The following is a 25,514-nucleotide window of genomic DNA, read 5'->3' on the forward strand; positions in this document are numbered from 1 at the left end:
CCGTAGCTCCATACGGGAGGATTACCGCACAGCAACACTCACTGCTTGTCGCCGTCGCCTTCGCCGCCACCCGGGGGCAGGCCCTCGTAGATCTCCTTGCACTCCGGGCAGACCGGGTACTTCTTCGGGTCGCGGCTGGGCACCCAGATTTTGCCGCAGAGAGCGCGGATGGGCGTGCCGGTCACCATGCTCTCGGTGATCTTGTGCTTGTCCGCGTAGTGGGCGAACCGCTCGTGATCGCCGTCGCCGTGCGACGTCCGCGGAGTGGTCTCCTGCTCTGGGAGGATCTTCGTGCTCACCCCACCGAGTTTATGCCCGCCCGCGACCGCCCCCCGCAACGCCGTACGGCCCCCGCCCGGATGAGCGGAGGCCGTACGGGGAACGCCTGTCAGCCCATGTGGACCGGCGCGCCCTCGGTCTTCCGGCCGGCCCTGACGAAGAGCGTCAGCACGGCGGTCAGCACCGCGATGCAGGTGCTCACCAGGAAGGCGAGGTGCATGCCGTCCATGAACGACAGATGGACGGCGTCGCCGATCTGCTCCGGCAGCCCGGGAGGCGCCTGGCCGAAGGCGGCGGCCTTCTCCAGGAGCGCCAGCTGCTCCGGCGGGATCCCCGCCGCCGCGGGGCCGAGGTGGCCCGGCAGCGTGCCGGAGATCTCGGCGGCCATCACGGCGCCCAGGATGGCGGTGCCGAGCGCGCCGCCGACCTGCATGGCCGACTGCTGTAGGCCGCCCGCGACCCCGCTCAGCCCGACCGGCGCGTTGCCCACGATGATCTCCGTGGCGCCCACGAAGACCGGCGAGAGGCCGAAGGCCAGCAGCACGAACGGGATGCCGCTCTCGATGAAGGAGGCGTCGATGCCGAGCCGGGACATGAGGAACATGGCGAGCGCGGTGATCAGCAGGCCGGACGCCATCGTGATCCTCGGCCCGAGCCTGCCGAGCGCCATGCCCGCCAGCGGCGAGGCGACGATCATGCCCGCGCTCATCGGCAGCATGTAGAGGCCGGCCTGCAGCGGGGACAGCCCGTGCACCCCCTGGAAGAAGAAGCCCAGGAAGAACATCGCGCCGAACATCGCGAAGGCCACCATCATCATCAGGAAGGTGCCGATGGAGATGGACGGGTTCGCGAACAACGACAGCGGCACCAGCGGCTGCCTGGCCCTGCTCTGCCAGAAGACGAACGCGGCGATGAGCACCACGAACGCCCCGACGAAGGTCAGCGTCGTGCTGTCGCCCCAGCCCCACTCGGGGGCCTTGATGATCGTCCAGACCAGCGAGAACATCGCGCCGGACAGCAGCACCACGCCGAGCCAGTCGATGCGCGCGAACGTCTGCGCGCGGTTCTCCTTGATCAGCAGGAAGCCCATGATCAGGGCGATGACGCCGACGGGCGCGTTGATGAAGAAGACCGACTCCCAGCTCACCTTCTCCACCAGCACGCCGCCGACGATCGGGCCGGCGGCGCTGGACAGGCCGATGATCGCGCCCCAGGCCCCCATGGCCTGGTTCAGCTTCTCACCCGGGAACGCTCCACGCAGCAGCGCCAGGGCGGCCGGCTGGAGCAGCGCGCCGAACAGGCCCTGCAGCACACGCAGACCGATCAGCGCGCCGATCGGGGTGACGCCGGGAATGATGTCGGCCAGTTCGGCGCTGAGCCCGATGCCCACAGAAGTGAGCGCGAAGCCCGCCACACCGATGAGGAACACCCGCTTGTGCCCGAACAGGTCGCCGAGCTTGCCGGCGGTGATCAGGAAGACCGCGAGCGCGAGCAGGTAACCGCTGGTCACCCACTGCAGGTCGGAAAGTGTCGCCTTCAGGTCGGCCTGGATGACCGGGTTGGCGATGCCGACGACCGTGCCGTCGAGCATCACCATGATCACGCCAAGGCTCACCGCCAGCAGCACCAGCCACGGGTTGCCCCCCGTCCCCGGCTTGCCAGGGCCGGACGAGGACGGTGCGGCGACCGCCTTCGTATCAGCCATGAATCCCCCTAAGTGCCCGTATTGCCCCTCGTCGGGGCATAGATCTCGTAAGTCTCCGGTAATCTACTGTCAGCCTGTGACGTGTGACAAACGACTTTTATTAGTCGCCTTATGACTTATGGCACACTGTGACAGAAAGGTTTCGAGGGAGTGACCACAGTGGGTCTTCGGGAACGCAAGAAGGAGAAGACGCGCCTGGCGATCCTCGACGCGGCGCTCGATTTGTTCCTCGAACAAGGATACGAGTCGACCACCGTCGAGCAGATAGCGGGGGCCGTCGAGATCTCCCCCCGCACCTTCTTCCGCTACTTCACCGGCAAGGACCACCTGGTGCTGCTGTTCCACGACCACGCCGAGGACCTCATGCTGGAGGCCCTGGCGGACCGGCCGCCGGACGAGCCGCCCTTCGCCTGCCTGATCCAGGCGATGCGCGCCGTCCTGGCCGACCTCGAGGGCGCGACGCCCGCGGACGCGGAACGCTTCCTGAAGCTGCGGCGGCTGCTCGACGAGCATCCCCGCCTGGTCGGCCTGTCGGCCGCCAGGGGCGCCCGGACCGAGCGGCACCTGGCCGAGGTGATCGCCGCGCGCCGGGGCGTGGACCCCGACCAGGACCAGCTCACGCACCTGATCGTGGCCTTCGCGATGTCCACCATGCGGGTCGGGTTCGAGTGCCCGCGCAACGACGGCACGATGGCGGAGGTCGGGCGGCGGATGGCGGAGTGCGTCGCCCTCGCCGAGCGCTCCCTGCGGCCGGGCTGGGACCTCTAACCGATCCGACGCCCTGCGGCCGGGCCGGGAGCTGTGGCCGCGTTCGACGCCGCCGAGGCGGCCGGGGGCTAGTTCATCGTGGGGTCGTCGGGGCAGGTCGCCACGAAGGCGAGCTCGCCGCGCTGGCGCCGGAGCACCTGCCGCCACAGCGAGGTCGGGTCGGCGTGGAAGGTGTCGCCGGCCTCGGAGTCCACGACGTACCAGGCGCCCTCGGCGATCTCGCTCTCCAGCTGGCCCGACGTCCAGCCCGCGTACCCCGCGAAGATGCGCATCTGCGCGATCTCACCCTGAAGGATCTCCGGTGGCGCGTCCAGGTCGACCGTGCCCAGCCGGGCCACGGCGTCGGTGCCCGCGTGCAGCCGGCGCCACCCCAGCGGCTCCTCGCCGCTCGGCACCGCCGCCAGCGCCAGCGCGCTGTCAGTCTGTACGGGCCCGCCCTCGAAGAGCACGGAGGGGCCGGTCACCAGAGGGTCCCACACAGGCAGCACCTGCGTCACCGAGATGTCACTGGGCCGGTTGAGCACGACGCCCAGGGTGCCGCCGTCGTGGTCGTGTTCGAGGATCAGCACGACGCTACGCCGGAAGTTGGGGTCGTCGAGAAGTGGCGTCGCCACCAGCAACCCGCCGACGTAGATCGCTTCCGCCATACATCCATCATGAAGTACCTGCGGGGGTGCGCGCTCCCCCAGTGTGTCGATGTTACTTTTCGTACACGCTTGGGAACTTTAGGTAGCGAATATCGCGCTTGGGGGATCATATGCGTACCGGAATCCGCCTCATCCTGGCCGCACTGCCGCTGGGCGCGATCGCGCTGCTCCCGTCCGTCTCCGACGCCCAGGCGCGCGACTGGCCCTGGCCCCGGCACGACGGCGGCGACCCGTTCACGATGACCGTGGACGACGTGGGGTGCCGCTCGGGCAAGGCGGCCGTACGGCTGCACAACCAGACCCGCCAGCTCGCCCGCTTCGACCTGAAGGCCGACGGCAGCAGCGTGGCGAGCGGCTCCATCCCGGCCCGCAAGACCATCGTCCGGCACGTGCCGGTGGGCAAGGGCAGCGGCGCCGAGATCGAGGCGTACTCGGTGAGCGACCACGAGCCGGAGACGTTGATCGACTCCAGCCACGTGCAGAACGACTGCCCCTGGGGGCATCGCCGCCACGGCCACCTGCCCTACACGGGCCCGCCCGCCGACCTGATGGGGAAGCTGGCCACGGCGGGCGGCCTCGTGGTGGTGGGCGGGATCCTGTGGTGGTACGGCTCCATCTGGCCGCGATCGAGCATGTGACCGACACCGAAGCCCGCGCACGGCCGGGCCCGATCCGACCGCGCGGCCCGCGTACAGACGGGCCCGATCCGACCGCGCAGCCCGCGCACGGCCGGGCGGCCCGGCCCGCCCATCTGCCCACTCGCCCGGGCGGCCCTGCCACGGCCGCCCGGACCCCGGCTCAGCCCGGCGGGGGCGGCACGACGAACGCGCCGGCTCTGGCGGCGGCCAGCGCGCGGGCCACGGACTGCTCGGCGACCACCCGCGTCACCGGCTCCCTCGTGACCACCAGCCGGTAGTAGAGCGGGGCCGAGACGGCCCTGATCACCTCACCGCCGTCGGTGCCCTCGGGCAGCTCGCCCCGCCGCACGGCCAGCTCCACGACCTTGGCCCACTCCTCGATGCGCCGCAGATAGAAGGCGCGCAACGCCTGGGCCGCCTGCTCGTCGGAGGTGGCGGCGGCGATGACCGCCTGGAACGTCACCCCGAGCCGATCGTCGTTGAGCGCGTCGAGCACGGCCAGCGCGTTGGCGCGCAAATCCTCCTCGACGCTTCCCGTGTCGGCATGGTCGGAGGACTGGTTGGCCAGCTCGTTCATGAGGTCGGCCACCAGCCGGGGGGTGCTCCCCCAGCGCCGGTAGACGGTGGTCTTGCCGACGCCTGCCCTGGCCGCGACCTGGTCCATGGTCAGGCCGTGGAAGCCGCGCTCGACCAGCTCGTCCTGGGTGGCCTCCAGGACGGCCGCGCGCACCCGGGCTGTGCGACCCCCCGGCCGCACGGTTCCCGCCGAGCGGGAAAGTTGGTCCATCAAGTCTCCTTCTCGCGACAGACACATTATCGGCACACTTTTCCCGTTTAAGCCAGTGTTCGGCATTGTCGAACTGCGCTAGGGTTCCCGGTGTGGGAGAGACGATTCAATCGGTGGAGCGCGCCGCCGCGATCCTACGGCTGCTCGCCTCCGGTCCACGGCAACTCGGGGTGGCCGAGCTGGCCCGGGCTCTGGGCCTGCCGAAGGGCACACTGCACGGCATCCTGCGCACCCTGGTCCACGTGGGCTTCGTCGAGCAGGACGCGGCCACCGGCAAGTACCGGCTCGGCCCCACGCTGCTCCATCTGGGCAGCAGCTACCTCGACGTCAACGAGCTGCGCACCCGCTCCATCAACTGGGCCGACGCGCTGGCGGGCCGCAGCAGGGAGAGCGCCTGGATCGGCACCCTGCACGAGGGGCACGTGCTGGTCATCCACCACGTCTTCCGGCCCGACGACAGCATGCAGACGCTGCAGGTGGGCACATACCTGCCGACGCACGCCAGCGCCCTGGGCAAGGTCCTGCTGGCCCATGACCCGTACGGGGAGGGCACGCCGCCGCTGGAGGCCCGCACCAGGCGCACGATCGTCGACCCCGCAGCCCTGGAGAGCGAGCTCGACCAGGTCAGGGCGCGGGGCTGGGCGGCCGAGATGGAGGAGCTGACGGAGGGCGAGGTGGCCATCGCCGCCCCGATCAAGGACCCGCGCGGCATCGTGGTGGGCGCCATCGGCATCCGCGGCGCGGTCGAGCGGCTGGCCGCGGACGGCCGGCTGAACATGGAGTTCGTCTCCTACGTACGCGACGCCGCCCGTGCCATAACCCGCGACCTCGCCCGATGACACTTGAACAAGCTTCGACGGACCACATACCATTCGTTCGGCATTGTCGAACCATAAGCCTTGCGAGGAACCCAGTGCCTCGACCGCACTACATCGCAGCCATCGACCAGGGCACCACGTCCAGCCGGTGCATCGTGTTCGACGAGGCCGGCAACATCATCTCCGTCGCCCAGCGCGAGCACCGCCAGATCTTCCCCAAGCCGGGCTGGGTCGAGCACGACGCGGACGAGATCTGGCTGAACGTGCGGACCGTCCTGGCCGAGGCGGTCGGCGGGGCCGGGATCGAGAACGGCCAGATCGCCGCCCTGGGCATCACCAACCAGCGCGAGACCACCGTCCTGTGGGACCGCGCCACCGGCCGCCCGGTCTGCCCCACGATCGTCTGGCAGGACACCCGCACCGACGCGCTCACGCGCGCGCTGGCCGAGCACGAGGGCCTGTTCAAGGAGCGGGCCGGGCTGCCCCTGGCCACCTACTTCGCCGGGCCCAAGATCCGCTGGCTGCTCGACTCGTACGGGCTGCGCGAGCGGGCCGAGCGCGGCGAGGTGCTGTTCGGCACGATGGACAGCTGGCTGCTGTGGAATCTCACCGGCCGCCACATCACCGACGTGACCAACGCCAGCCGCACGATGCTGATGAACATCCGCACCCTGGCCTGGGACGACGAGCTGCTCGACGCGATGGGCGTGCCGCGCGCGATGCTGCCCGAGATCCGCCCGTCCGCCGAGGTCTACGGCCACACCGAGGCCGGCGTCCCGGTGGCCTCGGCGCTCGGCGACCAGCAGGCGGCGCTGTTCGGGCAGACCTGCTTCGCGCCGGGCGAGACCAAGAGCACCTACGGCTCGGGCAGCTTCCTGCTGATGAACACCGGCCAGGAGCCGGTCGTCTCCAAGCACGGCCTGCTGACCACCGTCGGCTACCGGATCGGCGACGGGCCCGCCACGTACGCGCTGGAGGGCGCCATCGCGGTCACCGGCTCCCTGGTGCAGTGGCTGCGCGACAACCTGGGCCTGATCTCCAGCGCCGCCGAGATCGAGACGCTGGCCAGGACGGTCGACGACAACGGCGGCTGCTACTTCGTGCCGGCCTTCTCCGGGCTGTTCGCGCCGCACTGGCGCTCCGACGCGCGCGGGGTCATCACGGGGCTGACCGGGTTCGTCAACAAGGGGCACATCGCGCGGGCCGTGCTGGAGGCCACGGCGTGGCAGACCCGCGAGGTCGTGGACGCCATGAACGCCGACTCGGGGCTCGACCTGACGACGCTGCGGGCCGACGGCGGCATGACCGCCGACAACCTGCTCATGCAGACGCTCGCCGACGTGCTGGCCGTGCCGGTGGTGCGGCCGATGGTGGCCGAGACGACCGCGCTCGGCGCCGCGTACGCGGCGGGCCTGGCCACCGGCTACTGGCCGGACCTCGGCACCCTGAGCGCCAACTGGCACAAGGCCGCCGAATGGCGGCCCGCGATCGACGAGGCGGCTCGCGAACGCGAGTACCGCAACTGGAAGAAGGCCGTGGCCCGCACCCTGGGCTGGGTCGAGCAGGAGGGATGACAGCGATGACGACCGCGATCGGCACCGACCGGGCGGAGGTCCGGCAGGAGCTGTCCGCCACCGCCTACGACCTGCTCGTGATCGGGGGCGGCATCCTCGGCACGTCGGTGACCTGGATGGCCGCCCAGGCGGGCCTGCGGGTGGCGATGGTGGACGCCGGCGACTTCGCCGGAGCCACCTCCAGCGCCTCCTCCAAGCTCGTCCACGGCGGCCTGCGTTACCTGCAGACCGGCAACGTCAAGCTGGTGGCGGAGAACCATCGCGAGCGGCGGGCCCTGGCCGCCGACATCGCGCCGCACCTGGTCAAGCCGCTGACGTTCCTGGTCCCGATCTACAAGGGCGGGCCGCACGGGGCCGCCAAGCTGGGCGCGGGCGTGTTCCTGTACTCGGCGCTGTCGGTGTTCGGCGACGGCATGGGCAAGGTGATCACGCCGCACCAGGCGCTGGCCAAGGTGCCCGCGCTGCGTACGGAGGGCCTGCGGGCCGCCGCCGTCTACGGCGACCACCAGATGAACGACAGCCGCGTCGCGGTCATGACCGTGCGGGCCGCGGTGGACGCGGGCGCCACGGTGCTCAACCACGCCGAGGTCGTCGGGCTGCGCAAGTCGTCCGGCAGCGTGACGGGCGCCGAGCTGCGCGACCGGCTCGACGGCGCGGAGTTCGGCGTGTCCGCCAGGCTCGTGCTGAACGCCACCGGCCCCTGGGTGGACCACCTGCGCCGCATGGAGGACCCGGACGCCGCGCCCAGCATCCGGCTGTCCAAGGGCGCCCACCTGGTGCTGCGCCGGCACGAGCCGTGGAAGGCGGCGCTGACCACGCCGATCGACAAGTACCGGGTGTCGTTCGCGATCCCGTGGGAGGACCACCTGCTGCTGGGCACCACGGACGAGCCGTACGAGGGCGATCCCGGCGCCGTGAGCCCGACGGACGCCGACATCGCGCAGATCCTCGACGAGGCGGGCCACTCCGTGCGCGACGAGCAGCTCAGGCGCGGGGACATCACCTACGCCTTCGCCGGCCTGCGCGTGCTGCCCGGCGGCCCGGGGCAGGTGACGGCGGCCAAGCGCGAGACGGTGCTGTCCCGCGGCTCGGGCGGCATGTTGTCGGTGGCCGGCGGGAAGTGGACGACCTACCGGCACATCGGCAAGCACGTGCTCGACATCCTCGCCCACCTGCCGGGGCGGCCCCTCGGCGACGATCTGGCCGACATCCTGCCGGCGGTGCCGCTGCCCGGCCTGGCCAGCCCCGACGCCGTCGCCATGCGGCTGTGGACCGACCGCGACCCTGGCACCCGCATGGACCCCCTGGTGGCCAGGCACCTGGCCACGCACTACGGGTCGATCGCGTTCGAGCTGGCCCGGCTCATCAGGGAGGACCCGGCGCTCGGCGAGCGCATCCACCCGGACGGGCCGGACATCTGGGCCCAGGCGGTCTACGCCCGCGACCACGAGTGGGCGGCCACGGTGGACGACGTCGTACGCCGCCGCACCACGCTCACCGTACGCGGCCTCGACACGCAGGACGTGCGCACCAGGATCGCGGCCCTGCTGGCCTGACCCGCGCCAGGATCGCGGCCCTGCCGGCCTGAGTCGCGCCAGGAGGTGGTCAGGCGCTCAGCCTGGGCAGGGGGTGGGCATGCGCACTCCCATCAACGAAGCCCTGCTCAGGCACTTCACGGACCTGCGCGACGGCGACCACGGCCACGCCGTCACGCGGGAGGACAAAGAACGCGTGTTCACCAGGGCCGTCGAGCTCCTCGACCCCGTGGCGCGCCGGGCGCTCGACGAGGCCAACGCCGACCTGCTGCTCGGCACCGGGGAGGTGGTGGCCAGCGGGGTCACCCGCTCACGCGAGGGCGGCCTGAACGCCATGTGGTCGCTGACGTGGCCGCAGCAGCGCGAGTGCGGCGTCCAGCCGATCGCCGTGGTGGCCCACTTCGGCTGCGACTTCCATCACCCGCACCTGCGCGGCAACACGGTCGGCGACTGGCCGCTGAACGTCTTCGACGAGTCGGACGCGGCCGGCCAGCTCGACACGCTACGGGTGATCGCGGCCGGCGACGCGCACAACCTGGTCTTCCAGGAGAGCTACCGCCTGATGCCCGCGATCACCACGCCGGCGCACCATTAGGCCTCGGTGAAGCCCCGCGCCCGGCCGCCCGCGGACTCACGCACCGCCGCGGCGACGGCGGTGGCGACATCCGGGTGGAACACGCTGGGAATGATGTAGTTCGGGCCCAGCTCCTCGGGCGTGACCACGGCCGCCAGGGCGTTCGCGGCGGCCAGCAGCATCTCCTGCGTCACCCCGCTCGCCTGCGCGTCGAGCAGCCCCCGGAACACGCCGGGGAAGGCCAGCACGTTGTTGATCTGGTTGGGGTAGTCGGAGCGGCCCGTGGCGACGACGGCGGCGTGCTCGCGGGCGTCGTCGGGCGACACCTCGGGCTCCGGGTTGGCCAGCGCGAACACCACCGCGTCCGTGGCCATCGCGGCGATGTCGTCGCTGGTCAGGATGCCCGGCGCGGAGACGCCCACGAACACGTCGGCGCCCTTGACGGCGCCGCGCAGGTCGCCGGAGTAGCCCTCGGCGTTGGTGTGGTCGGCGATCCAGCGCAGCGACTCGTCGAGGTCGTCGCGGCCCTTGTGCACGGCGCCGAGGTAGTCGCAGACGACGACGTTGCGGGCGCCGGCGGCCAGCAGCAGCCGCAGCACGGCGTTGCCCGCCGCGCCCGCGCCCGCCATGGTGATCTTGACGGTCTCGATGTTCTTGTTCACCACGCGCAGCGCGTTGGTGAGCGCGGCCAGCACGCAGATGGCGGTGCCGTGCTGGTCGTCGTGGAAGACCGGGATGTCGAGCAGCTCGCGCAGCCGCCGCTCCACCTCGAAGCAGCGCGGGGCGCCGATGTCCTCCAGGTTGATGCCGCCGAAGCCGGGCGCGATCACCTGCACGGTGCGGACGATCTCGTCGACGTCCTGCGTGTCGAGGCAGATCGGCCACGCGTCGATGCCGGCGAAGCGTTTGAACAGCGCCGCCTTGCCCTCCATGACCGGCAGCGCCGCCTCGGGGCCGATGTTGCCCAGCCCCAGGACGGCCGAGCCGTCGGTGACCACGGCCACGGTGTTGCGCTTGATGGTCAGGCGCCGCGCGTCCTCCTTGTTGCGGGCGATCGCCATCGACACGCGCGCCACGCCCGGCGTGTACGCCATCGACAGCTCGTCGCGGTTGCGCAGCGGCACCTTGGACTTCATCTCGATCTTGCCGCCGAGATGCATGAGGAACGTGCGGTCGGACACCTTGTGGATGACGACGCCCTCGACGGCCTCGAGCTGGTCGACGATGGCCTGGGCGTGGTCGGTGTCCCGGGCCGCGCAGGTGACGTCGATACGGAGCTTCTCGTGCCCCGCGTTGGTGACGTCGAGGGCGGTCACGACGCCCCCGGCCGACTCTACGGCGTGGGTGAGCTGGCTGACGGCCTTGCCGCCGGCCGGCACCTCGAGACGCACGGTGATGGAGTACGACACACTCGGGACGGTCGCCACGTCAATCGCTCCTTCGGGACTGACCAAGAATGCATCCATGTTAGGGGCTGTTGACTGTGGCCTGACTCGACGCTCGGTCAATCGAGCGCCTCGGCCGCCAGAACGATCATCTCGACGCACGCCGGCACCGGGATCGTCGTGCTGTCGAGAACCAGGTGATATCGGCAGGGATCGCCGGGATCGGCACGATAGAAGTGCCGCACGTAGGCGTTGCGGGCCCGGTCGTTGTCCTCGATGATCCGGCGGGCCTCGCGCTCGCTGAGCTCGCCCAGCGTGGCCGTCTGCCGCACGCGGCGCCGGAGCGGGGCGTCGAGCCTGACGTGCAGCGCGCCCGGATGGTCGGCCAGCACCACCGCGCCGGCCCTGCCCAGGAAGACGCCGCCCTGGTTGCGGGCCATCTCCGTCAGCATGCGCTCCGTGCGCCGGACGAACTCCTCGGGCGCGAGCGGCATCACCCCGGGGACGTACATGTCCACGCCGCCGAACGTGACCGTCGGCAGCCGCACGGCGCCCGAGAACAGCCGGGCCAGGCCGTGCTCGGCGCGGTCGTCGTGGGCCAGCGCCTCCTCCAGCGTGCAGCCCAGCTCCTGCGCCACGGCGCTGGGGATGGCCCGGTCGACGAAGGGCACGCCGAGCCGCTCGGCGACGGCCGGGCCAATCTGGCTGCCGGCCGTGCCGTATGTCGCCGATATAGTGACGACCCGCATATCTCCAGGTTAGAACAGAGCGCTGGCCAACGCCCTGCGCGCTTTCGCCAAAGATGGGTCTTCTGCGGGCAATGCCTCGAACAGGCTGAGCAGATGCCGCCTGGCCCGGTCGCGATCGTCACCCGAGGTGCGCTTGACCACGGCGATGACCCGCTCGAACGCCTCGTCCACGGCGCCGGAGAGCATCTCCAGGTCGGCGGCGAGCAGCTGCGCGTCTATGTCGGACGGGTCCTGCATGCGCCGCTGCACGTCGGCGGGGTCGGCCTCGGCCGTCCGCTTGATCAGGTTGACCCCCGCGAGGCCCATCTTGGCGTCCTCGTTGCCCGGGGCGCGGGCCAGCAACCGCTGGTAGGCCGCGATCGCCGCGTCGAAGTCGCCCTGGTCGATGGCCTGCTCGGCCGCCACCAGGTCGGGGTCGGCCGGCGGGCCCGCGGGCGCCTCCTGCCCGTCCTGCTCGTCATCGGGCGGCCGGGCGCCCGGGTTGGCCTGGTAGAACTGCTCGACCGCGCCCATCAGCTCGTCGAGCCAGCGGCGCACCTCCTGCTCGGGCAGCACCTGCTGGAAGCCGGTGACGGCCTGCCCCTGGAAGATCGCCAGCACGGTCGGCACCGCCTGCACGCGCAGCGCCTGCGCGATCTGCGGGCTGGCGTCGACGTTGACCTTGGCCAGGACGACCCTGCCGCCGAGGTCGCCGACGACCTTCTCCAGCACCGGGCTGAGCTGGGCGCTGCCCGGCGCCCGGGGCGACCAGAGGTCGAGGACCACCGGCACGGTCATCGACCGGTCGATGACATCGGTCGTGAACGTCTCCTCGGTCACGTCGACGACGGAGGCCGACGAGGCCGCCTGGGGACCTGCCGCCTCCCGCCGGGCCTGCGCCTCCAGAGCCTGCTTGCGCGCGCCCAGGTCCACCGCTCCGTAGAGGGACCCGGGTCTAGAGAAGTCCGCCATGCCCTTCATCTTGCCGCATGGACGAGGCCGGGAAGTCACCCGCCGCCACCCTGAGGGTGCGCAACTGGTCGAACATCTGGTGGAGTTCGTCCTCGGCGTACATCGTCAGGCCGAACTCGGCCCCCATCAGATCGGCGGTGGCCCGCCGTACGACGTCGCGGCCCGCCTCGGTGATCTCGGCCAGCACCCCGCGTCCGTCGCGCGGATTGGGCAGCCGGCGGACGAACCCGGACTTCTCCAGCCTGTCCACCGTGTTCGTCACGCTGGTGGGATGAACCATGAGACGTTCGCCGATCTTGGACAGTGGCAGCGCGCCGGTCTTGCTGAAGGTCAGCAGGACCAATCCCTCGTACCTCGCGAAGGTCAAGTCGTATGGCTTCAGGAGCGAGTCAAGTTGCGACAGCAGGATCTGATGCGCTCTCATGATCGAGGTAACGGCCGCCATGGCGGCGGAGGGCCCGAAGTGAGCGCGCCAGCTCTCCGCGGCGCGGTCGATCGGGTCGAACGGCAGGTTGAGCGGCTTCGGCTGCGACACAGCGCTACGGTAGCGCGCCTCTCGTCCCGGTTCGTCTGGTCACTCTCTGCGACAGGCTTCTTCGCTTGACCAAGAATCCGGACATCAATCATCACGCTCAGTTATGGTTCTCCTACGTATGGTGACGCGGATGCCAAGTCCAGCGGCCGTGGGGACGGCCGGGACCGCGCGTGTTCCGCATCACCGAGGGCACGGGGGGTGCGCTTGATGAACTTCAACGGGGAAAAGGGTGCGTGAGCACGCGGGCGTTTCACGAGAGGAGCTGAAGCACAGCGCGGCCGTCACGGTTGCCGTGCTGCTGGCTGTCGGCCTGTTCGCGGCGTGGAACGTCCTGATTCCAGGCGTGGACGCGTGGGAGAACATCGTGGCCGCGGTCATCGGATCGCTCCGGCTGACCGGGCCGGTGGCGGCGGCCTTCGCCGCCTGGGTGGCCCTGCGCAAGCGCCGGGCGCTGCGCGGGCGCTCGCTCACGACCTGGCGCGCGCTCAAGGCGCCGCTGGCGATCGTGATGGTGGTGGTGGGCTCGTTCGGAGCCACGGTGCTGGTGCTGGCGGTCAAGACGGTGCTCACCGACCAGGCGGGCCGGCTGAGCCTGACCGGGCTGGCGATGGGCATGGCGGGGCTGGCGCTGTACTCGGTGATCGGGTGGGTGGCCGGCTGGGTGCTGCCGCGGCCGTTCACCCCGCCGCTGGCCGGGCTGGCCTGCTACGGGCTGTTCTCGTGGCTGGCCGACGACCGCGGCTGGGCCGACAAGCTGGCGCCGGGGACCGGCGAGCCGTACGACCTGTTCCAGGGGCTGAACGGAGCGCCGTTCTTCGACCAGACGATCTGGCTGCTGGGCATCACGGCGGCGCTGCTGCTCGGCTGGGCGGCCCTGGTCACCAGGCAGGCCCTGGTGCTGGCGTGCGCGCTGCTGGCGGTGCTGGCCGCGGGGATGGGCGTCTCACGGGTGCTGGCCCAGCCGAAGCCGGCCGCGGCCGTGGACATCGCCTACGCCTGCCAGGAGTGGCCGATCACCGTGTGCGTGCACCCGGGGATGCGGGCGGGGCTGACCGAGCTGGGTGCGGCGTTCACGCAGATCGCCTCGCGGCTCGCCGGGACCCCCGCCGCGTTCACGCGGGTGGAGCAGCGCCCGCTGGACGACCCGCTGAAGCCGTCGAACGGGCTGGCGCCCGTGCACGTGCCCGACCTGTCGGCGGGGTTCGCCGAGGAGGCGGCGCACGAGTACATCGAGGCGCTGGCCCCCAGGTGCCAGAGCGCGGTCACGGAGGGTTACCGGCAGATCGTGGTGGCCTGGCTGCGCGGCGAGCCGCTGCCCGGCACGCCGCTGCCGGAGCACCACTACGCGACGACGTCGTTCTCCTCGTGGAGCGAGCACCAGCGCAGGGAGTGGCTGCGCATGTTCTACAGCGACTTCCAGGGCTGCCGGCTGTCGAGCACGCACTTCGGCGGCGGCCCCTCGCAGGCGCAGGTGGCGCCGCAGGTGCGGCCCACCCCCGAGTCGAGCCACGTCTACCCGGTGTATCCGGGCCCCGCCGGCACGACGTCGGCGAGCTCCCTGCCGGGGGCGGGCTCCACGCCGGCACAGACCCGGCAGGCCCCGGCCGAGCGGTGGACTCCCGACACGTCGGGGGTGAGCTGGCCGGTGCTCGATCCCGGGCCGCAGGAGGTCACCCCCGCACAGGCCGGGGAGACCCCGCCGGAGCAGGCGCCGGCGCAGGAGGAGCCTCAGGACGCCGCGCAGGCCCAGGCCCCCGACGCCACGGGGACGTCCGAGCAGCTCCCCGCCTCCTCCGAGCACCCGGGGCACGGCCCGCAAGGAAACGGCCACGGCTGGGGAGCGAAGATGTCACCAAAGGGCTGGCACTGATGATCGCCTGACGGGTAGTCATGCTCGCATGACGACTTCCCAAACGGCGTCGCCCGCGGTGACCCCCGGGCGGCGCCGCCGGTGGCGATATCTGGCGGGCTTCCTGGTGCTGGCGGTCCTGCTCGTCGTGGGCGGCCGGCTGGCCTGGTCCTGGCTCGACCCGATGGGCGAGCAGAGCATCGACCGCAGCCAGCCGGTGCTGCTGCAGTCCATCAAGGACCTGAGCCGGTTCGAGGCGGCGACGGGGAACTTCCAGGTGGTGGTGGACCTGGAGAAGGACGCCAACTTCCTGCCCGACGCGATCAAGGGCACCCGCACGCTGTTCGTGGGCGCGGGCGGGGTGGACGCGTACGTGGACTTCTCCGGCCTGGCGGCGAACGGCGTGAGCGTCTCGCAGGACCGCACGCAGGCGACCGTGCGCCTGCCGCGCGCCCAGCTCGAGAAGCCGAACCTGGACAACAGCCGCTCCTACGTCTTCGCCCACCAGCGCGGCCTGTTCGACCGGGTGAGCGACTTCCTGTCGGGCTCCCCCACCGACCAGCGGGAGCTCTACCTCCTGGCCGAGAAGAAGATCACGGAGGCCGCCGTGGCCAGTGACCTGCGGGCCAGGGCCGACGCCAACACCAAGGCCATGCTGTCGGGCATGCTCAAATCGCTCGGCTTCACCAAGGTCACGGTCAAGTTCACCGACGAGCCCTAAGCATCCTCACCTGCGCCTTAGGCATCCCTTGCACCCGCCTAAGTACCTCCCTGTCTGCGCCCGTGCCGAGAGATAAGGCATACGCCCGATGCGCCGGCAGGGGCCTTAGGACGAACCTTGAGAGTGCAGGGAACAAGACAAGGGAGCACGTCGGATGAACGCCGAACTCGAATACACCGTGATGCAGCATCACGCGGCCGAGCTGCGCCAGGCCGCCGCCGAGCAGCGGCGCGTACGCGAGGCGAGCAAGAGCCGGCCGGCCGAGCGCCGTCACCGCTCGGTCTTCGCCCGGTTCCTCGTCTCGTGACCGCCCACAAGCAGCCCGGCCGCACCCTCCCTCGCGGCCGGGCTGAAACGCCCCCTTAGGGGGGCTACGGCGCCCCGGCCCGCATTCCTGGTCGAGCCGGTGGCACGACGCCACGAGGCCCCGGTCCGTTCCTGGTCGGACCGGGGCTTCGCGCTGTCCGGGCGACGAGCGCGGGCGGATCAGAGCGGCTGCCGCTGCATGCCCTGGTCGCTGGGCGCGGGCGCCGCGCTGGCGCGCCCCGCCGGCGCCTCCGCCTGCCGGACCGCCCGGGAGACGGGGCCATGGTAGCGGCCGGAGCGCTGGTGCCAGGCGCACGCGCCGGCCTGCCAGTCCCGCAGCCCCTGGACGTACCGGGCGATCCTGCCCCGTTCCTCCGCGTCCAGCCCGCACTCCTCCACCAGCGGCGGCAGATCCGCCAGCACCGTGCTCTCGAACTGCCGCAACCGGGACGTCCGCAGGTCGTTCACCCGGTCGGCGGCCTCCTGCGCCCCGCAGCCCAGGGACCGCCGCAGCACCACCACCCCGTTGTCGTGCCCGCTCTGCTGCCGGCCCGAATACAGGTCGTTGAGCAGGTGCACCCCGTCGGAGAACGTGTCGCGCAACACCTCGATCGGCCGCGTGCCCGCGACCTTCCCGGGCACCTCCGCACCGGCGACCCGCTCGACGAGATCCGCCACCCACAGGGCGGCGCCCGAGGTGCGGCGCAGGCCGACGCGTTCGACGGGCCCGGGGACGCGGGCGTCCCCGGCGTCCTCCAGCTCGCTCAGGCAGCCCCGCATGAGCGCCTGCGTGCCGTCGGCGAACCTGCGCCGCCACTCCGGCGACGACCCGGCGAACGTGCGGGGCCACAGGTCGGCGAGCCCGCTCTCGGCCGGGTTCACCGGCCGCGGCGTGCGCGGGGAGCCCGGCGGGGTGAAGCGGCGCAGCCGGTGCAGGTACGCCTTCGCCTGCCGGTGGGCCCCCGGCCGCGCGAACACCTGGGTGAAGTGGTCGCCGAACCAGCACGCCCAGACGTACCAGTCGGAGGCCAGCCGCAGCTCCGCCGGGGCGGCGTCCGGATGACCGTACGCCGCCAGCAGCGGGATCGCCATGGACGCGAACCGCGCCTCGCCCCAGACCCGCGCGCCTCGCCCGTCCACGAAGTCGAGCAGGCCCATCGTCCTGGCCCAGGTCGTGGAGTGGGTGTGCGCGGCGTCGGCGTGCGGGCTCAGGCGGGCCGGATCGGGCTGGTACGGGGCGGGGAGGACGAACGGATCATCAGGGGGCATGGGGGCGATCCTCCGCTGGTGCTCCCGACGAGAACGGACGACCTCTGCCGGGGGACGAGGCTGATGGAACCGGCGCTCCTGTTGTGGCTTGTCTGGTCGTTGAGACTCCAGTATGAACACATAGAGTAATCAATGAATACTGTCCGTGACGGATCATTGATGTGACTACTCCACGGCGCCGGCCCGCGTCAGCAGATCCCGGTACCAGCCGTCGTACGGCCGGTCGGTCGCCGGATAGGTGGCCGGCGGGTCGGTGGCGTCGCCCGCCGAGTCGAAGCCCCAGCCACGGGCGAGCTTGCCCGCCCTCAGAGCCGCCGTGATGAACGAGGACTGGCCCGCCGGCGCCGCGTGGAACAGCGCCCCCTCCTGGAGCTCCGCGCCGTCCCCCTGCTGGAACTCGCCGAAGGCGATCTGCGGGTAGCGGACGCGGTCGCCGGTGCGCCTGTCGGTGTCGACGCGCAGCGTCTGCGCGGGCGTGGGGCCGTCGGCGCCGGTCCACACGCGTACGCGGGACGTGCCGCTGACCGAGGTGGCCTTGTCGTGGCGGGCGTCGGAGGTCCTGGCGTTGCCGCCCCACGCGACCGACATGGCGCCCGCGTCGAGCACGCCGGCCCACTCCCAGTTCTGGCTGGAGCCCTGGCTGCGGTGGATCTCGCGCAGCCGCGTGCCGGACGGGTCGGTGAACCTGATCGTGGGCAGGACGCCGTCGTCGTACTTGCGGCTGGCCGACCAGGTGATCTCGCCGTCGGCGCCGAGCCGGCCGACGCGGTACCACAGCGTGGTCGCGCTCTGCGACTGGTGGACCTCGACCAGGTCGCCGTTGTCGTTCAGCGCGACGGCGGGGGTGACGCCGCTGTCGTACCTGCCGTGGCGCAGCCAGGTGACGCGGCCGTCGGCGCCGTACACGCCGGTCCAGTACCACAGGTCGCCTGAACCGGAGTCGTGCACCTCCACCACCTGGCCGCGGCCGTTGATCGCGACGGCCGGGTTGTGGCCGAGGTCGCGCCGGTACGCGCTGCGCGTCCCCCCGTCGCCGGAGATCACCGCGAGGACGCGCCCGCGCAGCTCGTCCACCGTCGGCGGGCTCGCCGGGTACTCCTCGGCCCGGTACAGCCGCGCGCCGAAGACGGAGGTGAGCTGCTGGTTGAGCGCGGCCAGGTTGCCGGCGGCGTACGAGGTGTTGTCCGTAAGGTCGTCCTTGACGTCGAGGGCGACGACGATCGGCGCGGCGGCCGGATGCTGCGCGGACCAGGTGTCGATGACGCCGAGCCAGTCGCGCAGGAGGTTCGAGGCGGGGTTTCCTGCGTGGTCGACCTGGTTGCCCGGGGAGTCGTGGCCGACGGCGTAGTCGCGGGAGGTGGCGTAGCCGTTGTCGTGGATGTCGAGCTCGATGAAGCGGATGCCGTGGTCGAGCTGGTGGGCGATCGAGTCGCGGGCGCCGCCGAGGTTGCCGGAGTAGCTGTTGTGGGTGGCGCGGAAGACCGCCGAGGGTAACGGGACGTCCGCGGTCGTGTCGATGTTCGCGCTGGTCAGCAGGGTGGATGCGGCGAGGGTGAGCGCTGCGGGGATGGCTGCGATGTGAGGCACTCCCTGATCTTCGTCTCGGGGGCCCGCGCCGACAAGGCGGTCGCAGCCGTCCGGCCCCGGCGGACGACGAGCCCGGGCCCGTGGCCGCCGGGGGTGGCGGTCCGGCGTCAGCTCCACCGGCGACGGCGCGGCCGACGTACGCATGCGCGCCGAGGCGTCCGGCCAGGGGCGCGTCTACCAGGCCGGTCGCGACCAGACGAGCAACGAGAGACGGCGTTCACAGGCCGCGCCGGGCTTCCAGCGCGTCCAGGATCAGGTCCAGGCCGTAGCCGAACTCGGCGGCGTAGTCGTAGCCGGGCCGCATGGCGTGGTCGACGATGATCTCGGCGAGGTACGGCAGCTCGTCGGCCGGCAGGTGCTCCAGGATGTTGCCGGCCACCTCCTCCACGTCGTGCGGCGTCATCACCGGCAGGTTCGCCTCCTGGATGACGAACCCGTTGATGTAGCTGTCGATGATCGAGACCGCGTGCGCGGCCATCGCCAGCGTGAACCCGGCCCTGCGCAGGACGCCGAGGACGGCGTCGTGGTGGCGCAGCGTCGCGGGCCCCGGGTTGCGGCGGGAGTCCATGAGGCCGAGGGCCCAGCTGTGCTGCGACAGGACCGCCCGCGCGGAGCAGGCACGCGCCCGGATCGCCTCCCGCCAGTCGGCGTGATCGGCGCCGGGCAGCTCGATCGCCGCGAACACCATGTCGACCACGCCGTCGAGGATCGCGTCCTTGTTCGGCACGTGGTGGTAGAGCGACATCGCCTCCACGCCGAGCTCCGTCGCCACGCGGCGCATGGTGATCGCCTCCGCTCCGCCACGGTCGGCGACCCGGATCGCCGCCTCCAGCACGAGAGCTCTGCTGAGTGGCTGCGGTGATGGCGACACGACGGCTCCGGGCATCGAAGGGTTGACAGCCTTACGAGCGTAAGCCAGCCTTACAGACGTAAGCCACCTTACGGGCGTAAGAAAAGGAGATCGCGATGCCGATGCCGTTGTGGTGGGGGCACGTGAACAAGCGGGTGTTCAACCCCCTCACGCTCGCCCGCGGGAAGTCGCCGGTGCTGATCCATGTCGGGCGCGTCTCCGGCGCGACCTACCACACGCCTCTCGACGCGCATCCCGTCGCGGGCGGCTATCTGTTCGTGCTGGTGTACGGGTCGCGGTCGGACTGGGTGCGCAACGTGCTCGCGGCGGAGAGCGCGCGGCTCAGCGTCGACGGGAAGGAGGTGGAGCTGACCTCTCCGCGGGTCGTCGGAAGGGACGAGGCCTTCCGGGCTCTGCCGCAGGAGGTGACCCGGCCGCCGAAGGTGCTGCGGATCACCGAGTTCCTCCGCATGGACCTGGCCGCCGGCCAGGGGCGTACCGCGCCGGCGCCTTGATCGAAGGCGCCGGCGCGACGCGCGTCAGGACTTGGGGACGGTGATGAGCAGGGCGTCGCCCTGGCCGCCGCCTCCGCACAGGCCCGCGGCGCCCAGCCCGCCGCCCCGCCGCTTCAGCTCGTACGCCAGCGTCAGCACGATCCTGGCCCCTGACGCCCCGATCGGGTGCCCCAGAGCGATGCCGCCTCCGTTGACGTTGACCTTGTCCAGGGGCACGCCCAGCTCCTTGGCCGACTGCAGCACCACGCTGGCGAACGCCTCGTTGATCTCCACCAGGTCCAGGTCGGCCGCCGTGACGCCCTGCTTGGACATCGCGTGCTTGATGGCGTTGGCCGGCTGCGACTGCAGGGACGCGTCGGGGCCGGCGACGTTGCCGTGGCGGCCGATCTCCGCCAGCCAGGGCAGGCCCAGCTCCTCGGCCTTCGCCCTGGACATGACGACCACCGCGCAGGCGCCGTCGGAGATCTGGGAGGCCGAGCCGGCCGTGATGGTGCCGTCGGCGGCGAAGGCGGGGCGCAGCTTGGCGAGGGTCTCGGCCGTGGTGTCGCCGCGCACCCCCTCGTCCTCCTTGACGATCAGCGGCTCGCCGCGGCGCTGCGGGATCTCCACGGGGACGATCTCGTCCTCGAAGACGCCGTTCTTGACGGCGGCGGCGGCGAGCTGGTGGGAGCGGGCCGACACGGCGTCCTGCTCCTCGCGGCCGATGCCGAGGCGGCTGTTGTAGCGCTCGGTCGACTCGCCCATCGCGCACTGGTCGAAGGCGCAGAACAGGCCGTCGTGCGCCATCGAGTCGACGACCTGCGAGCCGCCGTACTTGACGCCCTTGCGCAGGCCGGGCAGCAGGTGGGGGGCGTTGGTCATGGACTCCATGCCGCCGGCCACCACGATCTCGAACTCGCCGGCCCTGATGAGCTGGTCGGCCAGGGCGATGGCGTCGAGGCCCGACAGGCACACCTTGTTGATGGTGATCGAGGGGACGGTCATGGGGATGCCGGCCTTGACGGCGGCCTGGCGGGAGGGGATCTGCCCGGCGCCGGCCTGGAGCACCTGGCCCATGATGACGTACTCGACGGCCTCGGGCGCGACCCCGGCGCGCTGCAGGGCGGCCTTGATCGCGATGCCGCCGAGCTCGACGGCCGGCAGGCCGGAGAGGGAGCCGAGGAGCTTTCCGATGGGGGTGCGAGCTCCGGCGACGATGACGGAACTGGACATGACAACGGCCTCCTGTGCTCGCGCGTCCGGTCTTTTGACACGATACCCACGAGTACGACGTCGCTCGCCATGGAGGTAGGCCACACATGTTCATGCGGATCGACCACATCGGGATCGCCTGTCGTGACCTGGAGGAGAAGATCGAGCTCTTCTCCCGCACGTTCGACCTCACGGTCGTGGCCAGGGAGGTCAACGAGGAGCAGGGCGTGAAGGAGGCGATGCTGCACATCGCCGACGGCGAAGGCGGGGGCTCCTACATTCAGCTCCTGGAGCCTCTCTCCGACGACTCTCCTGTGGGAAAATTCCTCGCTAAGCGGGGCGAAGGCGTCCATCACGTGGCGTTCGGGGTTCCGGACGTCGAGGAGGCCATGGCCACGATCGGCGAGAAGGGTGTGAGGCTGCTGGACGAGCGTCCCCGCCACGGGTCGATGGGCTCGCAGATCGCGTTCCTGCACCCGAAAGATGTGGGCGGGATGCTGACGGAGCTGGTCCAAGCGGCCAAGCGACAGTAAACCCCCACAAAACGTAAAAAACGTTCATATGTAACTAGTCACGCATAAAGATGGACGGGGCTTCGCAGGTGGCACCAGCGGAGTACGCTTGACCTTCCACCGGACATGGGGCCTGCCGAGAGGCACAGGCTCCTGGTACGGATGCCCCGAACCCCCCGTCCGGCCCGTGTAGCCGTCTCGACAACCCAGGATCGAGCCTCCATGCAGTCCGACATCGACGCCCAGCTCAACAACTTCTTCGAGGACGCCCCCGCACGCGAGTTCGACGTGGTGCTCCGGGGTTACGACCGGCACCAGGTCCACGATCACCTCAAGCAGCTCGACGGGGAGCTACGCCAGGCCCGCGAGCAGGTTGCCAGCCTCCAGCGCGACCTGTCCGACTCCCAGCGCCAGCTCCAGGAGCAGGAGCGCCCCACCTACTCCGGCCTGGGCGCCCGCATCGAGCAGCTGCTCCGGCTGGCCGAGGAGCAGGCGACCGAGCTCGTCCAGGCCGCCAGGTCCGAGGCCAACGAGATCAAGGCCGCCGCCAAGGTCGAGGCCGCCGACGTGCGCGCCGCCGCCGAGGCCGAGGCCGCCGAGAAGCGCGCCCAGGCCACGCGCGAGAGCGACGAGATGCGGACGACCGCCGAGCGGGAGGCCGAGGACATCCGCTCGACCGCGCGCCGCGAGGCCGACGAGCTGACCAACACCACCGAGCGGGAGGCCGCCAAGCTGCGCGCCACCGCCGACCACGAGGTGGCGGAGAAGCGGGCCGACGCCGAGCGGGAGATCGCCAAGCTGCGCACCACCACCGAGCGCGAGGTGGCCCAGCTGCGGGCCTCCACCAAGCGCGAGCGTGACGAGGTGCTGACCACCGCCAAGCGGCAGGCCGACGAGATGCGCGCGCAGGCGCAGCGGGTGCTGGAGGAGTCGGAGGCCAAGCGGGCGCAGGACGAGGCGGAGTTCGAGATCCAGCTCGCCTCCCGCCGCGAGGAGGCCGAGCGCCAGGAGGCCGAGCGCCACGCCACCGCCCAGGCCGCCACGCAGAAGCTGGTCGCCGAGGCCGAGCAGCGCGCCGCCACCGCCGAGTCGCGGGCCACGAAGGCCACGCAGCAGGCCGAGCAGACCCGCCGCGAGGCCGACCTGCACGCCAAGCAGCTCGTCGCCAACGCCCGCAAGAGCTCCGAGACCATCGTGGCCGACGCCAAGAGCAGCGCCGACACGATCGTCACCGAGGCGAAGAACGACGCCGAGCGCACCCGTTCGGCGATGCAGCGCCAGGTCGACGAGCTCACCCGCCAGCGTGACAGCATCACCAGCCACCTGGCCCAGCTCCGCCAGCTCCTCGGCGGCGCCGCGCTGCCGGGCATGGAGCCCGAGCCCGCGGTCACCGCGGCCCCGCCGAAGCCCGCGCTCGCCGCGCCCGCGGCCGAGCCGATGGCGCCGGCCACGACCCCCGCGCCCAAGGTGGAGGTCAAGAAGGCCGACGACGACGCGGAGTGGTGGCAGGAGTAAGGCCGGCGATCACGACACGGGGCTGAACGACGGCTGGGGAGAGCCTGGCGGCCGAATGGTCGCTAGGCTCTCTCTTTGCCGTCGGGCGTGTACGAAGTGGTACGGGTCCGTCATGCTGTGTTGCCGATCCCCCTGGAGTGTCCCCCTTGTCCGCAGACGTCGAGCCGGCGACCAAGCAGGAAGAAGACCGCCCCCAGGCGCCGAAGGCACCGGACGAGACCGGCCCCGAGTCGTACGGGCTGCCCGGCAAGCCGCTCTCCCGCGGCCCGTTCCTCTTCGGTCTGGTCGGCGGCCTCGGTGTGCTGACGGCGATCGCGCTGGCCCAGATGATCGTGGCCTCGTTGAGCACGATCATCCTGATCGTCGTGGCGATGTTCCTGGCCGTCGGCCTGAACCCGGCCGTGGAGGCCCTCCACCGGCGCGGCCTGGCCAGGCGGGGCGCGATCTCCATCGTGTTCGCCGGGGTCATCGTGGCGTTCGTGCTGTTCGGGCTGGCGATCGTGCCGCCGGTCAGCAAGCAGCTCACCGAGTTCATCGACGCGGTGCCCGGTTACATCACGGAACTGAGCAACCATCCCACGCTGCGCCAGCTCGACCAGGACTACCAGATCCTCCCGCAGCTCAGGACGTTCGTGACGGGCACGCTGGGGCCGTCGCTGGCCACCGGCATCATGGGCGCGGGGCTGGTGGTGCTGAACGGCGTGTTCACCACGGTGACGCTGCTGGTGCTCATGCTGTACTTCCTCGGCTCGCTGCACACGATCAAGGACTACCTGCTCAAGCTGGTGCCGTCCTCGCGCAGGACGCGGACGCGCGCGATCACGGAGGAGATCCTGCGCGGCATCGGCGGGTACGTGGCGGGCAACGTGCTCATCTCGGTCATCGCGGGCGTGGTGACCTGGATCTTCCTGTCGATCGCGGGCGTGCAGTACGCGCTCGCGCTCGCCCTGGTCGTGGCGCTGACGGACCTGATCCCGCTGGTGGGCGCGACGATCGGCGCGGTGCTGGTCACCGCGGTCGCGCTGCTCGACTCCTGGCCCGCCGGGATCGCGTGCGCCATCTTCTTCGTGGCCTACCAGCAGGTGGAGAACTACCTCATCTACCCCAGGGTGATGAAGCACTCGGTGAACGTGACGCCGGCGGTGACGGTGATCGCCGCGCTGTTCGGCGGCGCGCTGCTCGGCATCGTCGGCGCCCTGCTGGCCATCCCGGTGGCCGCGGCGATCGCGCTGATCATCCGCGAGCTGGTGCTGCCGCACCAGGACCAGGCGTGATCCTCGCGACCTGATGCGGCCCGCCGGCGTCAGGTCGCGGCCCCTCCGAGCTCCGCCTTGAGGAACCGGATCACGGCCGTGTTGAACGCCTCCGGCTGCTCGACCGCGCTGAGGTGCCCCGCCTTCGGGATGATCTCCACCTTGCCCTCGGGCACGGCCTGCGCCATCGCCTCGGCGTCGGAGGGCGGCGACAGCTCGTCCTCCTCCCCCACGATGATCAGCAGCGGCACCTTGAGCCCGCTCAGCGTCTCGAAGGAGTCGGGCCTGGCGGCCATGGCGCGCTGGGCCCAGGCCACGGCGCCGGGCGGCGCCGACTGCACCAGCCCCTTGACCCGGCCGAACACCATGGCCCGGCGCTCCCGGGTGGTCCGCCCGATGAGCGCCGGCAGCACCTCGGTGACCAGCACCTCGCTGCCGCCGGACACCACGGCCTGCGCGATGCGCTCCCTGTTGTCGCGCGCCGCGGGCGGGTCCGCACCGGCCTTGGTGTCGGCCAGGATCACCCCGAGCACCCGGTCGGGGTGCCGGCGGCAGAACGCCATGGTCACGTAGCCGCCCATCGACAGCCCGCCGACGACCGCCCTGTCGATGCCCTCCTCGTCGAGCAGCCTGGCGACGTCGTCGGCCATCAGGTCCACCGAGGGCTCATCCTCGCCCAGCCGCGACCCGCCGAAGCCGCGCAGGTCAGGGGTGATGACCCGGCAGACCCTGGCCAGCCCTTCCCGCTGGGCCAGCCACATGGCCGACGACAGGGGGAACGCGTGAAGCAGCACAACCGGGACCCCGGTCCCGGCAGATCTCGTGTAGAGCTGCACGGATCACACGGTAGCCCGGTTCACGGCGACAATCACTCAATGGCCGATGCCGATCGCTCCCGACTACACCGACAAAAGCCACACTCAGCCAATGTTCGCCATAAATCTGACATTGCCCGACGAATAATTCACGCGCACAATCCAGGCACAGCGACGTGCATTCCG

At 71.2% G+C, this 25,514-nt stretch carries 26 protein-coding genes; 13 read left to right on the forward strand and 13 right to left on the reverse strand.

Translation table 11 applies throughout. From position 1 onward, the window contains the following. Positions 1 to 38: 38 nt before the first annotated feature. Positions 39 to 299, reverse strand: a complete 261-nt coding sequence (locus HD597_RS41425; RefSeq protein ID WP_253750252.1) for a DUF3039 domain-containing protein — start codon at positions 297 to 299, stop codon at positions 39 to 41. Between the two features lie 89 nt (positions 300 to 388). Further along, a complete protein-coding gene (locus HD597_RS41430) occupies positions 389 to 1,984 on the reverse strand; it encodes an MFS transporter (protein ID WP_253750255.1) in 1,596 nt (531 codons plus the stop codon). A gap of 159 nt (positions 1,985 to 2,143) precedes the next feature. Between HD597_RS41430 and HD597_RS41435 the strand changes: the two genes are divergently transcribed. Then, complete coding sequence (locus HD597_RS41435) at positions 2,144 to 2,752, forward strand: TetR/AcrR family transcriptional regulator (RefSeq protein WP_253750258.1); 609 nt, start codon at positions 2,144 to 2,146, stop codon at positions 2,750 to 2,752. 68 nt (positions 2,753 to 2,820) lie between these two features. On the opposite strand, the gene HD597_RS41440 is transcribed toward HD597_RS41435, so the two are convergent. Next, entirely contained in the window at positions 2,821 to 3,399 is a 579-nt protein-coding gene (locus HD597_RS41440) for a YqgE/AlgH family protein (RefSeq protein WP_253750261.1), read from the reverse strand. A gap of 110 nt (positions 3,400 to 3,509) precedes the next feature. On the opposite strand from HD597_RS41440, the gene HD597_RS41445 reads away from it, so the two are divergent. Then, on the forward strand, positions 3,510 to 4,037 hold the full coding sequence (locus HD597_RS41445) for a hypothetical protein (RefSeq protein WP_253750263.1): 528 nt from the start codon (positions 3,510 to 3,512) through the stop codon (positions 4,035 to 4,037). A gap of 160 nt (positions 4,038 to 4,197) precedes the next feature. On the opposite strand, the gene HD597_RS41450 is transcribed toward HD597_RS41445, so the two are convergent. Then, a complete protein-coding gene (locus HD597_RS41450; RefSeq protein ID WP_253750279.1) occupies positions 4,198 to 4,824 on the reverse strand; it encodes a TetR/AcrR family transcriptional regulator in 627 nt (208 codons plus the stop codon). 92 nt (positions 4,825 to 4,916) lie between these two features. Between HD597_RS41450 and HD597_RS41455 the strand changes: the two genes are divergently transcribed. The 4 genes from HD597_RS41455 to HD597_RS41470 all read left to right on the forward strand — a co-directional run bounded on the left by HD597_RS41455 (position 4,917) and on the right by HD597_RS41470 (position 9,346). Continuing rightward, on the forward strand, positions 4,917 to 5,663 hold the full coding sequence (locus HD597_RS41455; protein ID WP_253750283.1) for an IclR family transcriptional regulator: 747 nt from the start codon (positions 4,917 to 4,919) through the stop codon (positions 5,661 to 5,663). Positions 5,664 to 5,737: 74 nt separating this feature from the next. Next, entirely contained in the window at positions 5,738 to 7,216 is a 1,479-nt protein-coding gene (glpK, locus tag HD597_RS41460; protein WP_253750301.1) for a glycerol kinase GlpK, read from the forward strand. A gap of 5 nt (positions 7,217 to 7,221) precedes the next feature. After that, on the forward strand, positions 7,222 to 8,772 hold the full coding sequence (locus HD597_RS41465; RefSeq protein ID WP_253750304.1) for a glycerol-3-phosphate dehydrogenase/oxidase: 1,551 nt from the start codon (positions 7,222 to 7,224) through the stop codon (positions 8,770 to 8,772). A gap of 79 nt (positions 8,773 to 8,851) precedes the next feature. Beyond that, positions 8,852 to 9,346 carry a hypothetical protein gene (locus HD597_RS41470; RefSeq protein WP_253750307.1) on the forward strand — a complete coding sequence of 165 codons (495 nt, stop codon included), beginning with the start codon at positions 8,852 to 8,854 and terminating at the stop codon, positions 9,344 to 9,346. Here the strand turns inward: HD597_RS41470 and HD597_RS41475 are convergent. The 4 genes from HD597_RS41475 to HD597_RS41500 all read right to left on the reverse strand — a co-directional run bounded on the left by HD597_RS41475 (position 9,343) and on the right by HD597_RS41500 (position 12,945). Continuing rightward, entirely contained in the window at positions 9,343 to 10,752 is a 1,410-nt protein-coding gene (locus tag HD597_RS41475) for an NAD-dependent malic enzyme (protein WP_253750311.1), read from the reverse strand. The genes HD597_RS41470 and HD597_RS41475 overlap by 4 nt on opposite strands. A gap of 77 nt (positions 10,753 to 10,829) precedes the next feature. After that, positions 10,830 to 11,459 (reverse strand): cytidylate kinase-like family protein, encoded by a 630-nt coding sequence (locus HD597_RS41480; RefSeq protein WP_253750314.1) that lies wholly within the window; start codon positions 11,457 to 11,459, stop codon positions 10,830 to 10,832. Between the two features lie 9 nt (positions 11,460 to 11,468). Next, positions 11,469 to 12,410: a tetratricopeptide repeat protein gene (locus HD597_RS65130; RefSeq protein WP_276083152.1), complete on the reverse strand. Its 942-nt coding sequence runs from the start codon at positions 12,408 to 12,410 to the stop codon at positions 11,469 to 11,471. Further along, a complete protein-coding gene (locus HD597_RS41500; RefSeq protein ID WP_253750317.1) occupies positions 12,394 to 12,945 on the reverse strand; it encodes a MarR family winged helix-turn-helix transcriptional regulator in 552 nt (183 codons plus the stop codon). The genes HD597_RS65130 and HD597_RS41500 overlap by 17 nt, the downstream gene beginning before the upstream one ends. A gap of 229 nt (positions 12,946 to 13,174) precedes the next feature. Between HD597_RS41500 and HD597_RS41505 the strand changes: the two genes are divergently transcribed. The 3 genes from HD597_RS41505 to HD597_RS41515 all read left to right on the forward strand — a co-directional run bounded on the left by HD597_RS41505 (position 13,175) and on the right by HD597_RS41515 (position 15,822). After that, on the forward strand, positions 13,175 to 14,815 hold the full coding sequence (locus HD597_RS41505) for a hypothetical protein (RefSeq protein WP_253750319.1): 1,641 nt from the start codon (positions 13,175 to 13,177) through the stop codon (positions 14,813 to 14,815). Positions 14,816 to 14,843: 28 nt separating this feature from the next. Then, a complete protein-coding gene (locus HD597_RS41510; protein ID WP_253750322.1) occupies positions 14,844 to 15,515 on the forward strand; it encodes a DUF4230 domain-containing protein in 672 nt (223 codons plus the stop codon). Positions 15,516 to 15,669: 154 nt separating this feature from the next. Then, positions 15,670 to 15,822, forward strand: a complete 153-nt coding sequence (locus tag HD597_RS41515) for a hypothetical protein (RefSeq protein WP_253750325.1) — start codon at positions 15,670 to 15,672, stop codon at positions 15,820 to 15,822. A 179-nt stretch (positions 15,823 to 16,001) separates the two neighbouring features. Here the strand turns inward: HD597_RS41515 and HD597_RS41520 are convergent, their stop codons facing one another. The 3 genes from HD597_RS41520 to HD597_RS41530 form a co-directional block, all read right to left on the reverse strand. Continuing rightward, positions 16,002 to 17,090: a terpene synthase family protein gene (locus tag HD597_RS41520; RefSeq protein WP_253750327.1), complete on the reverse strand. Its 1,089-nt coding sequence runs from the start codon at positions 17,088 to 17,090 to the stop codon at positions 16,002 to 16,004. A gap of 165 nt (positions 17,091 to 17,255) precedes the next feature. After that, positions 17,256 to 18,677, reverse strand: coding sequence for a PI-PLC domain-containing protein (locus HD597_RS41525; RefSeq protein WP_253750330.1), 1,422 nt, complete (start codon positions 18,675 to 18,677; stop codon positions 17,256 to 17,258). Positions 18,678 to 18,894: 217 nt separating this feature from the next. Then, on the reverse strand, positions 18,895 to 19,548 hold the full coding sequence (locus tag HD597_RS41530; RefSeq protein ID WP_253750333.1) for a TetR/AcrR family transcriptional regulator: 654 nt from the start codon (positions 19,546 to 19,548) through the stop codon (positions 18,895 to 18,897). Positions 19,549 to 19,643: 95 nt separating this feature from the next. Here HD597_RS41530 and HD597_RS41535 point away from each other — a divergent pair, with 95 nt between their 5' ends. After that, the gene (locus tag HD597_RS41535) at positions 19,644 to 20,042 is read left to right on the forward strand and encodes a nitroreductase family deazaflavin-dependent oxidoreductase (protein WP_253750336.1); all 399 of its coding nucleotides are present in this window, start codon (positions 19,644 to 19,646) and stop codon (positions 20,040 to 20,042) included. Positions 20,043 to 20,066: 24 nt separating this feature from the next. Here HD597_RS41535 and HD597_RS41540 read toward each other — a convergent pair whose 3' ends face one another. Continuing rightward, positions 20,067 to 21,254 (reverse strand): acetyl-CoA C-acetyltransferase, encoded by a 1,188-nt coding sequence (locus HD597_RS41540; protein ID WP_253750339.1) that lies wholly within the window; start codon positions 21,252 to 21,254, stop codon positions 20,067 to 20,069. Between the two features lie 86 nt (positions 21,255 to 21,340). On the opposite strand from HD597_RS41540, the gene mce reads away from it, so the two are divergent. From mce to HD597_RS41555, 3 genes are all read left to right on the forward strand, one after another. Further along, entirely contained in the window at positions 21,341 to 21,766 is a 426-nt protein-coding gene (gene mce / locus HD597_RS41545; protein ID WP_253750342.1) for a methylmalonyl-CoA epimerase, read from the forward strand. Positions 21,767 to 21,967: 201 nt separating this feature from the next. Next, a complete protein-coding gene (locus HD597_RS41550; protein ID WP_253750344.1) occupies positions 21,968 to 23,260 on the forward strand; it encodes a DivIVA domain-containing protein in 1,293 nt (430 codons plus the stop codon). A 137-nt stretch (positions 23,261 to 23,397) separates the two neighbouring features. After that, complete coding sequence (locus HD597_RS41555) at positions 23,398 to 24,534, forward strand: AI-2E family transporter (RefSeq protein WP_253750347.1); 1,137 nt, start codon at positions 23,398 to 23,400, stop codon at positions 24,532 to 24,534. Positions 24,535 to 24,563: 29 nt separating this feature from the next. On the opposite strand, the gene HD597_RS41560 is transcribed toward HD597_RS41555, so the two are convergent. Continuing rightward, positions 24,564 to 25,307, reverse strand: a complete 744-nt coding sequence (locus HD597_RS41560; protein ID WP_253750349.1) for an alpha/beta fold hydrolase — start codon at positions 25,305 to 25,307, stop codon at positions 24,564 to 24,566. Positions 25,308 to 25,514 lie beyond the last annotated feature (207 nt).

Source organism: Nonomuraea thailandensis (assembly GCF_024172165.1).
Lineage (GTDB): Bacteria > Actinomycetota > Actinomycetes > Streptosporangiales > Streptosporangiaceae > Nonomuraea > Nonomuraea thailandensis.